The sequence below is a fragment of the Caulobacter sp. P4_E5 genome (assembly GCF_056401555.1).
Window position 1 is genome coordinate 20,821 of sequence record NZ_JBFUJD010000068.1, and the last position, 9,831, is coordinate 30,651.

The window sequence follows — 9,831 nt, forward strand, 5'->3', positions numbered from 1 at the left end:
CTCTACGACGATTTTGTGCCCACACGAGCCCCTTGACGGTGCGAAAAGGGGTTGCCAAAGGACCACAGCCGCAATTCTAACATTGCGGTAAGATCGGAGCCCTCAACAGGGCCTCGGTCGCCCGCGCTTCGAAACGATCCTTCTGGAGGCTTGGCCCTCGTGAGGGGCGTAACGGGTCGAGCGCAGCGAAGCGGGTCCGCCAGGTTTGGAAGAGCAATCGACCTCCAGGTGGGCTATTCAGAGTTAGGGTGGAGACGCTCTCGCGCGACGACCCTCGGTCCAAACGTGCTAGACCAATCAGGAACTGGCGACAGATGCTCGACATTAAACGGAAGACCCCCCTCATCGCTCTCGTCGGCGCCGTGGCGCTGATGGTGAGCGCACCGGCTTTTGCCCAAGACGCCGCGGCTCCGGCCCCCGCGACTTCGGAAGCCGCCGCCCCCGCCGACGCCGCCGCTCCGGCCGCGGCTCCGGCTCCGGAAGCGCCCCCGGCTGACGCCGCGGCCGCTGAAGGCGAAAAGAAGGGCAGCCACTCGCTGACGCCCGTCGGCATGTTCCTCGCCGCCGGCGCCGTCGTTAAGGTCGTCATGATCGGCCTGCTGCTGGCCTCGGTCTTCTCGTGGGTTCTGCTGCTCACCAAGATTTTCGAGTTCGCCGGCCTGAACAAGCAATCGGACAAGTTCCTGGAAGCCTTCCGCGGCGCTCGCTCGATCGCTGACATCGCGCGCATCAGCTCGTCGGAAGAATTCGAAGGCAACCCGATGGCCGACATGGCCGCCGCCGCCTCGCAGGAAGTCGAACTGTCGCGTCAAGCGGGTCTGGCCGTTGGCGGCGAGCACCGTGACTCGACCATCGCTCGCGCCACCTACGCCATCAGCGCGGTGCAAGCCTCGCTGGTCAAGCGTCTGTCGGGCGGCATGGTGTTCCTGGCCTCGGTCGGTTCGGCCGGTCCGTTCATCGGTCTGTTCGGTACGGTGTACGGCATCATGACGTCGTTCATCGGCATCGCGAACACCAACACGACCAACCTCGCCGTCGTGGCGCCGGGTATCGCTGAAGCCCTGCTCGCCACCGGTATCGGTCTCTTCGCCGCTATCCCGGCCGTTATCTTCTACAACTACTTCCAGACCCGTATTTCGGGTTACGGCACCCGCTCGGAAGGTTTCGTTGCTGAACTGATGAACGCCATCTCGCGTCAGCTCGACAAGGGGGCGTAACACCCATGGCCGCCAAACTCTCAGGCGGTGGGGGCGACAGGTTCAACGTCGAACAGAACAGCGACATCAACGTTACGCCCTTCGTGGACGTCATGCTGGTGCTCCTGATCATCTTCATGGTGGCCGCTCCGCTGGCCTCCGTGTCGATCGAAGTGAACCTGCCCGCGGCGGTGGCGAAAGCAACTCCCAACCCGCCGAAGCCAGTCTATATCTCGATCAAACAGTCGGGAGATCTCTTCATCGGTGACAACCCGACCACGATCGACGAGATCGGGCAGGACATTGTGAAGGGCATGGGCCGTCGCGATCCGACCAAGGAGCGCATTTTCATCCGGGCCGACGAGAAGGTTCGCTACGGGGCTTTCATGGAGGTTATGAACACCCTCCAGGATAACGGCTTCTACAGCGTGGCTCTCGTTGGACGGGATGATAGCTAGGTAGGGGTGCTGCATGGCTGAACAACAAACGCCCGAGCATCGCCACTACGATCCGCTCACTTCGGAAGGCCCGCGTCGCAAGAAGGGTATGGGCCCCTTTGGTATCGCGCTCGTCGTGGTCTGCGGCGTTCACGCACTCCTCTTCGCCTATCTGGCGAAGCAGAAGTTCGAAGCGGTAATGCAGGAGTATTCGGACGACGCCGTGGACGTGGAGCTGCCGCCCCCGCCCCCGCCGCCGCCGCCGCCTCCTCCGCCGCCGCCGCCGACCAACGAACCGCCGCCGCCTCCGGCCGTGGTCCAGCCGCGTCCCCCGGTGGCTCCGCCGCCGGACGTGACGCCGCCGCCGCCGCTGCCGATCCCGCCCGTTGAAAAGCGGGTGGAGCAAACGGCTCCGCCGGTGATCTCCGCCGTGCCGCCGGTTCCTTCGAACCCGCCGGCCCGCGCTTCGGTGATCACCCGTCCGGATTGGGCCCGCAAGCCCAACGCGGACGACATGGCCCGGTACTACCCGGACCGTGCTCAGCGGATGGAAGTCAACGGCCGCGCGACGATCTCGTGCACCGTGACGGCCAAGGGAACCCTGGAAGGCTGCTCGATCGTATCCGAGAGCCCCGCCGACATGGGCTTCGGGGACGCCGCGCTGAAGCTGGCGCGTCTGTTCCGGATGAAGCCCAAGACCCTCGACGGCGCGCCCGTCGATGGTGGTCAGGTGACCGTCCCGCTGGTGTTCCAAGTCCCGCAATAGGACCTGGACCAAGGCGACAACAAGGAAGCGCCCCGGAGTTTCGGCTCCAGGGCGCTTTTTCGTGGTGCGTTTTCCTGTGAAAAGAGCGTGTTTCGCCGCTTGATCCGGGAAGCCGGTCCGACTAAAGACACTCCCTCGCGATGCGCCGCCTTAGCTCAGTTGGTTAGAGCGCTGGTTTGTGGAACCAGAGGTCCTCAGTTCAAGCCTGAGAGGCGGTACCATCGCTACCTTCAAAAGCCCTGGGGTCCGCCCCTGGGCTTTTTTACTGTCTCGACACCCTGGGTCGAATAGCCGACAAAAATGGCTAGAGTCGGGGATCCAAACGGTCACGCTTGGCGTTCCCCTTCCCGTATAAGGGGAACGGCGTATGCAGGGCTGTAGTGGGCGTCTGGTTCGGGCCGGCGCGGCGGCGATGATTATTCAAGCCGCAACGTCGGGAATCGGCCATGCCCAGAACACGCCCAACGACCTGGCGGAGCTGTCGATCGAGCAGCTTGGCGACATCCAGGTCACCTCGGTGTCCAAGCGCGCCGAGACCGTGATGGACGCGCCGGCGGCGATCTATCTGATCAGCCGCGAGGACGCCCTCCGTTCGGGGGCCAACAGTCTGCCGGAACTGCTGCGCCTGGCGCCCAACCTGCAGGTCGCCCAGCGGAGCGCCAGCGCCTACGCCATCACCGCCCGGGGGCTGAACGGCAATCCCGAGGCGCAGAACTTCTCCAACAAGCTGCTGGTTCTGATCGACGGCCGCTCCGTCTATTCGCCGCTCTATTCCGGCGTCTACTGGGACACCCAGGATGTCCTGCCGGCCGACCTCGACCGCATCGAGGTGGTCAGTGGCCCCGGAGCGACCCTGTGGGGCGCCAACGCGGTCAACGGCGTCATCAACATCACCACCCGATCCGCCGACGAGACGCAGGGCTGGCGCCTGCAGGGCCGGGGCGGAGACCAGGATCGCAGCGCCAGCGTCCGCTACGGCGGCCGGCTGGGCGCGAACGGGGCGTTCCGCGTCTATGGCCGAGGCGTGCGCGTGGACGCGACGCGGACGGCCTCGGACACGTCGGCCGAGGATGGCTTCCGCCGAACCCAGGGCGGCTTCCGCGCGGACTGGAACCTGGGTCACGGCGAGGCGCTGACGGTGTCCGGCGACCTCTATGACGGCGCGGAGAACCTGGCCGGCGGCGGCCAGGAAGACGTCTCCGGCCGCAATCTCACCGCCCGCTGGCGGCGCGAGGCCGAGGGCTCGAGCCTGCAGGTCCAGGCCTATTACGACCACAATCGTAGGGCCACGTCCGGAGGCGGAGCTTTCGGATTGGATACCTACGATTTCGACCTGCAGCACGCCCTTGCGCGCGACCGTCACCAGTTCGTCTGGGGCGGCGGAATCCGGCTCAGCCGCTATGACATCAGCAACACCGCGAGCTTCCTGTTCTCGCCCTCGAACCGGACTCTGCGACTCTACAACCTCTTTCTGCAGGACCGCTACGCCCTCACGGATCGGGCCAGCCTGACCGTGGGGGTGAAGCTGGAGGACGGGCCCTATGCCGGCCCGCAGTGGTCGCCCAGCGTCCGTCTCGCCTGGCGCGCCACCGAGGAGGTCAGCGTCTGGGCCGCCGCCTCGCGGGCGCTGCGGGTGGCCACGCCGTTCGACCGCGACGTGATCGAGCGTCTCGGCGGGCGCGATTTCCTGGTCGGCGGCGGCGCCTTCCGGCCCGAGAAGCTGACGGCCTACGAGGTCGGCGGGCGGTTCAAGCCCAGCGCCCGGGCCCTGTTGTCGGTCTCGGCCTACTACAACGCCTATGACGACCTGCGCAGCATCGAGACGACCCCGGTCAGCTTCCTGCCCCTGCGCTGGGGCAACGGCATGGAAGGCCATGTCCGAGGCCTGGAGGCCTGGGGCGAGTACCGGGTCCAGTCCTGGTGGCGGCTGTCGGCGGGGGCGACCGCACTGGAGAAGCATCTGAAATTCAAGCCCGGATCGAGCGGCCTATTGGGCGTGGCCCAGGCCGGCGACGACCCGCGCCGGCAGGCCTTCCTGCGCTCGTCGATGGACCTGCCGCGCCGCGTCAGCCTGGACGCCGATCTGCGTTATGTTTCCGACCTGCCCGAGCCACGCACCCCGTCCTATATGGAGCTGGGCGGGCGCTTGGCGTGGGCGATGAACGACCGCGCCGAGATCGCCCTGGTGGGCCGCAATCTGCTGCACGACCGCCATCCCGAATATCCGCAGGGGAGCGAGATCCCCCGCGCTGTAAGCGTGGACGTGCAATGGCGGTTCTAGGCGCAGGGAGGCGGCGGACCGGGCCGCTGAGCCTGCTGACGGGTCTGGCGCTGTGTGTCGGCCTGAGCGGCCCCGTGCGGGCGGGGGACTCCTCGCTCGAATACGCGGTGAAGGCCAACTACCTCTACAAGTTCACGCCGTTCGTGGAGTGGCCGCCCACCGCGTTCGGGGCGCCGACCAGTGCGTTCAACCTGTGCGTCGCGGGGCACGATCCGTTTGGCGCGGCCATGGACCGGGTCGTTCGCGACCGGCGCGTCGCCGACCATCCGGTGATGGTCATCCGTCTGCCGGTGGTCGCCAAGGGCGCGGCCTGCCATCTGCTGTTCCTGGGCCGCTCGCGGGTGCAGACGCCGCAACAGATGCTGGCGGCGGTGGCCGGGCAGCCGGTGCTGACCGTCGCCGACCAGGGGCTCAGCGCCAGGGGCGCGATGGTCCAGTTCGTCCTGGCCGACGGTCGGGTGCGGTTCGAAATCCGGCCCGACGCCGTCCAGGCCGGCGGCCTGACCCTGAGCTCCAAGCTCCAGGCCTTGTCGGCGTCGCAAAAAGGAGAGGGCCGATGAGCCGGAAAGGCCCCCTCGGCTGGTCGCGGACGCGTCCCGCCCTCACGCTGTCCATCGCCGTGGGCCTGGCGATCGCCATCGTGGCGGCCGCGTTCGCCATGGCGGTCTACAACGAGCACCTGAGCCAGCAGGAACGGATCCGCCAGGCGGAGGTCCAGGTGCGGATCCTGGCCGGCAGCGTGGCCGCGCCCCTGGCCTTCGACGATCGCGGCGCCACCAAGGAATATGTCAACGCCCAGAGCTCAAACCCCGACGTCGAGGCGGTCGCCGCCTACGACATGCAGGGACGTCTGGCCGCCAGCTTCGTGCGGGCCGGGCCGGGCCTGCCGGCGCGCAACGCCGTGGGTCCGGCCCGCAACGACGGCGCGCGCCTGGTGGTCACGTCGCGGGTGACCGAGGGCGAGACGGTGCTGGGCTCGGTCTATTTGCGCACAGTGCTGGAATCGCCGGCGCGGCGGGCCATGCGCTATGGGGGGTTCGCCCTGCTGATCGTCATGGCGGCTCTGCTGGTCGCCGTGCTGGGTGTGGCCAACGCCCGCGAGGTCGAGGCCTATCGCAAGCTGCAGGCCGAGATCCGCGAACGCGAAAAGGCCGAGGAAGCGCTGCGCCAGTCGCAGAAGATGGAGGCCATGGGCCAGCTCACGGGCGGCGTGGCCCACGACTTCAACAACCTGCTGATGGTCGCCTCCAGCGGCATCGACCTGCTGGACCGCACCACCGATCCGGCGCGGCGCGAGCGCCTGCGTCAAGGCGTGCGCCAGGCCATCGACCGCGGCGCCAGCCTGACCCAGCAGCTCCTGGCCTTTTCGCGTCGCACGCCGCTCAAGCCCGAGGTCGTCGACATCGGCGACCGCCTGGCCGGCATGCACGCCCTGCTGGACCGTTCGCTGCGCGAGGACGTGGCGGTCGAGGTCAAGCTGCCCCCTGGCCTCTGGCGGATCGAGGTCGACGCCTCCCAGCTAGAGGTGGCGGTGCTGAACATCGCCATCAACGCCCGCGACGCCATGCCTGATGGCGGCACGATCACGATCGAGGCGCGCAACGAGCCGTCCGGCCGCTCGGACGGCGCGGGCGATCTCGTACGGCTGGCGATCCGCGACACGGGCGTGGGCGTCGCCCCCGAGATGCTGAGCCGGGTGTTCGAACCGTTCTTCACCACCAAGGCGGTGGGCAAGGGCACCGGCCTGGGCCTGTCCCAGGTCTACGGCTTCGCCCGCGCCTCGGGCGGCGAGGCGGGCGTGGAGAGCAAGCTGGGCGAGGGCACCACCGTGTGGCTGCGGATCCCACGCTCGATCAAGGCGCCGACCGTCGAGCCCGCCATTATTGCCCCAACACGGTCCAGTTCCGCCGGTCGCCATCGCATCCTGCTGGTCGAGGACGACGACAATGTCGCCCAGCTGGTCGAGGAGATGTTGCGCGAGCTGGGCTATGAGGTGGTGCGCGCGGGCGACGCCCTGGCGGCGCTGGAGGTGTTGCGCAACGACAGCGCGTTCGACCTGGTGTTCAGCGACATGGTCATGCCCGGCGATGTCGGCGGCCTGGACTTGGCGCGCGACATCTCGCGCCTGCGACCCAACCTGCCGGTGATCCTGACCACCGGCTACAGCGCCGCGGCCGCCGCCGCGACCAACGAGGGGCGGCGGGTCTTGATCAAGCCGTACCGGATCGAGGCCCTGGCCACCGAGCTGGACGCGGCCCTGTCGGGCGTGGCGCGGGCCAGCTAGGGCGCCAACTGGACTGTCGGAACGACTTCCGTCGGGGATCGGTTGAACTCGATCACCTCAAGGAGGAAGCCATGTCCAAAGCGCCCCCCATCCCGCCCGAACAGCGCGCCTTCAAGGGGCAGAAGCCCGACATCGAAGGCAAGGGCGGCCAAGACGGCCTGCAGAGCAAGGATCCAGGCAATGCCGACGTGAATCTCGACGAGCAGGGCCGTCACGGCAATCTGCGCCAGAACACCAGCCATTCGGGCAACGTCCAAGACCGCTGATCCCGCCGCTGAGCGCCCGGTGTCGGACCGCCGACGGTCGGCTGTCCGACACTGAAAACGCTTCTCATTCGAGAGTTTAGCCAAAGCGGAACGGGTCGGGGCGTCCGGGTGTTGGGAAGGCGGTCGGGGATTTCGAGGGAGACTTTCAATGGCCGCTGCCGCCAAGAGTTCGTCGAGCAAGACCAAGTCCGCCAAGCCGCGCCGCACGCGGCGTACGAGCCGGCGCGATCCGCTGGCCATCAGCCTGCTCAAGAAGGACCACCGCGAGGTCGAGGACTGGTTCGACGAATACGAACAGCTGGAGAACGACGCCGAGAAGCTGGAGCTGTTCAACAAGATCGCCCTGGCGCTCAAGGTCCACACCCAGATCGAGGAAGAGATCTTCTATCCGGAGAACCGCGGCGAGGTCGAAGACGACCTGATGGACGAGGCCTATGTCGAGCACGACGGGGCCAAGAAGCTGATCGCCGAGATCGAGGCGATGAAGCCGGGCGATGAGTTCTACGACGCCAAGGTCAAGGTGCTGGGCGAGTACATCAAGCATCACGTCAAGGAAGAGGAACAGCCCGGCGGCATGTTCGCCCAGGCCAAGAAGGGCGAAGAAGACCTCGAAGCCATGGGCGAGCGCCTGAAGCTGCGCAAGGACGAGCTGATGACCCAGCTGGCCGGCAAGTCGGCGCATTAGGCTTTGCTCCTCCCCCGCGACGCGGGGGAGGTGGCCCAAAGGGCCGGAGGGGGCTAGCTCGGCCTATACCGCATTAGCCCCCTCAGTCGCTTCGCGACAGCTCCCCCGCAGCGCGGGGGAGCATCCTTTGTCAAACCCCCGCCAGCGCCCCCGCCAGCCTCAGGTCTTCGACGAACGCGGCATAGGCCCGCGCCTTGGCCGCCGCGTCGGGGACCCGCAGCAGGAACGACGGATGGTAGGTCACCAGGCCCTGGGCCTGGTCGGGCAGCTGCAGCGGCTTGCCGCGATTGGCGCCGATCGGGGTCGTCTTGCCCACCACCGCCAGGGCGGCCGTCGCGCCTAGCGCCACGATCACACGCGGCCGCACCAGGCGGCGCTCGGCGTCCAGCCACCAGCGGCAGGCGGTGACCTCGCCCCGGTCGGGCGTCTTGTGGATGCGCCGCTTGCCGCGCGGCTCGTGCTTGAAATGTTTGACGGCGTTGGTGACGAAGGCCCGGTCGCGCGGCACGCCGGCCTCGGCCAGGGCCTTGTTGAAGATCTGGCCGGCCGGACCGACGAACGGCCGCCCCGCCAAGTCTTCCTGGTCGCCCGGCTGCTCGCCGACGAACATCAGCAGGGCGTGGGCCGCACCTTCGCCCGGCACGCCCTGGGTGGCGTCGCGCCACAGGTCGCAGCGGCGGCAGACCTGAATACCGGCCTTGACCTCGTCCAGGCTGGCCGGGTCGCCGGCGGCGACGTCGCGCGCCGAGCGCGATCGGGTCTGAAGCGCGCGATCTGAAGGGGAACGGGGCGGGGCGACGACCATGGCGACAGTGGCGTTTTCTGCGCGGTTTCGATCCGCTGCGGAATGATCCGCATCGCCAGCGGGTTCCGCCTGTCGTGCACGGAGTTCTTGATTTGTTCCTAAAGGTCTTCACGCGCGATACAGCTTCGCGGCCGTATCGCGCGTGAAGGAAAGCGCCGGGAGGCGGACTCGTGGAGCCCGCCTCCCGCCAAAGGCTTAGCCGTTGACGGCGTCCTTCAGTTGCTTGGCCGGTGTGAAGGCGACCTTCTTGCTGGCGGCGATCTCGATGGTCGCGCCCGTGGCCGGGTTACGGCCGGTGCGGGCCGGCTTGGCCTGGACCTTGAACTTGCCGAAGCCCGGGATCGAGACTTCTTCGCCCTTCACGGAGGCGTCAGAGATCGCCTTGAAGACGCCATCGATGATGGCCTTGGCTTGGGTCTTGGTCAGCTTGTCGTCGGCGGCGACAGCAGCGTCGACCAGATCGGAAACGTTCGTCATCTCTAAGCTCATTCCTGTGAATCAGGGAAGTTCGAGCCTGACGAGGCCGATCGCGTTTGTCACCCGCTTGGAAAGGTTAAAACGCCGATTCACGGGGACAAAACGCCCGTGGGCCGGGGATTTTTACGATTCCACCGTCCCCGGAACGGTCAAGTCAGGGGTAAAAGCGTTAATGATGGTCTCGTAAATAGACTATCAGATGACTCGCGCGGTAGGTGATTCTGCACGGGAATCGCGTCGGCGAGGGTTCGGGAGGCGATTCTCGGAGGCGTGAACACTCGTTGGGGCGCGGGTATAGGACCCCTCTCTCATGGAGAGAGGGAGGGGCCCGCGCCGCAGGCGTGGGAGGGTGAGTGGTTAGGCGAAGCCGGTGGGTGGTTTCGCTCATCTCGCTGAGTTTTCGGGTTTATCGGTGAGCGGTGTAACCACTCACCCTCCCATGCTGCGCATGGGCCCCTCCCTCTCTCTCAGAGAGAGGGGTGATAGAAGGCACGAGCGTTCAGGTCTTCTCGTCCTCCCCTCCGAAACCTCGCTTATGCTCTGTCTCACCTCGTCGCGAGGAAAGGGCGCATGGCCAGCGACCGATTGCGGCGGCGGGGGGCGATCGAGCGGTGAAGGTCCGAGGGGGATACTC

General features: G+C 67.1%; 10 protein-coding genes, 1 tRNA gene and 1 pseudogene. 9 read left to right on the top strand and 3 right to left on the bottom strand.

Annotated elements, in window-relative coordinates; all coding sequences use genetic code 11:
- The first annotated feature begins 314 nt into the window (after positions 1-314).
- The 9 genes from AC1DSO_RS18645 (at position 315) to AC1DSO_RS18685 (ending at position 7,915) form a co-directional block, all read left to right on the top strand.
- A complete protein-coding gene (locus AC1DSO_RS18645; RefSeq protein ID WP_477070258.1) occupies positions 315-1,217 on the top strand; it encodes a MotA/TolQ/ExbB proton channel family protein in 903 nt (300 codons plus the stop codon).
- Positions 1,218-1,222: 5 nt separating this feature from the next.
- On the top strand, positions 1,223-1,654 hold the full coding sequence (locus AC1DSO_RS18650; protein ID WP_477070248.1) for a biopolymer transporter ExbD: 432 nt from the start codon (positions 1,223-1,225) through the stop codon (positions 1,652-1,654).
- 13 nt (positions 1,655-1,667) lie between these two features.
- Positions 1,668-2,399 (top strand): energy transducer TonB, encoded by a 732-nt coding sequence (locus AC1DSO_RS18655; RefSeq protein WP_477070249.1) that lies wholly within the window; start codon positions 1,668-1,670, stop codon positions 2,397-2,399.
- A 144-nt stretch (positions 2,400-2,543) separates the two neighbouring features.
- A tRNA-His gene (locus tag AC1DSO_RS18660) sits at positions 2,544-2,620 on the top strand.
- A 146-nt stretch (positions 2,621-2,766) separates the two neighbouring features.
- The gene (locus AC1DSO_RS18665) at positions 2,767-4,680 is read left to right on the top strand and encodes a TOL_0244 family TonB-dependent receptor (RefSeq protein ID WP_477070250.1); all 1,914 of its coding nucleotides are present in this window, start codon (positions 2,767-2,769) and stop codon (positions 4,678-4,680) included.
- Entirely contained in the window at positions 4,668-5,240 is a 573-nt protein-coding gene (locus tag AC1DSO_RS18670) for a TOL_0243 family YfiR-like periplasmic protein (RefSeq protein WP_477070251.1), read from the top strand. Before AC1DSO_RS18665 ends, AC1DSO_RS18670 begins: the two co-directional genes overlap by 13 nt.
- Positions 5,237-6,964, top strand: coding sequence for an ATP-binding protein (locus tag AC1DSO_RS18675; protein WP_477070252.1), 1,728 nt, complete (start codon positions 5,237-5,239; stop codon positions 6,962-6,964). The genes AC1DSO_RS18670 and AC1DSO_RS18675 overlap by 4 nt, the downstream gene beginning before the upstream one ends.
- A gap of 71 nt (positions 6,965-7,035) precedes the next feature.
- Positions 7,036-7,230 (top strand): hypothetical protein, encoded by a 195-nt coding sequence (locus AC1DSO_RS18680; RefSeq protein ID WP_477070253.1) that lies wholly within the window; start codon positions 7,036-7,038, stop codon positions 7,228-7,230.
- A gap of 148 nt (positions 7,231-7,378) precedes the next feature.
- Positions 7,379-7,915 (top strand): hemerythrin domain-containing protein, encoded by a 537-nt coding sequence (locus tag AC1DSO_RS18685; RefSeq protein WP_477070254.1) that lies wholly within the window; start codon positions 7,379-7,381, stop codon positions 7,913-7,915.
- A 130-nt stretch (positions 7,916-8,045) separates the two neighbouring features.
- On the opposite strand, the gene AC1DSO_RS18690 is transcribed toward AC1DSO_RS18685, so the two are convergent.
- From AC1DSO_RS18690 to AC1DSO_RS18700, 3 genes and pseudogenes are all read right to left on the bottom strand, one after another.
- Entirely contained in the window at positions 8,046-8,720 is a 675-nt protein-coding gene (locus AC1DSO_RS18690) for a UdgX family uracil-DNA binding protein (protein WP_477070255.1), read from the bottom strand.
- Positions 8,721-8,915: 195 nt separating this feature from the next.
- Positions 8,916-9,197: an HU family DNA-binding protein gene (locus tag AC1DSO_RS18695; RefSeq protein WP_477070256.1), complete on the bottom strand. Its 282-nt coding sequence runs from the start codon at positions 9,195-9,197 to the stop codon at positions 8,916-8,918.
- A 499-nt stretch (positions 9,198-9,696) separates the two neighbouring features.
- Positions 9,697-9,831, bottom strand: a pseudogene (locus tag AC1DSO_RS18700) (hypothetical protein); the annotation flags it as partial.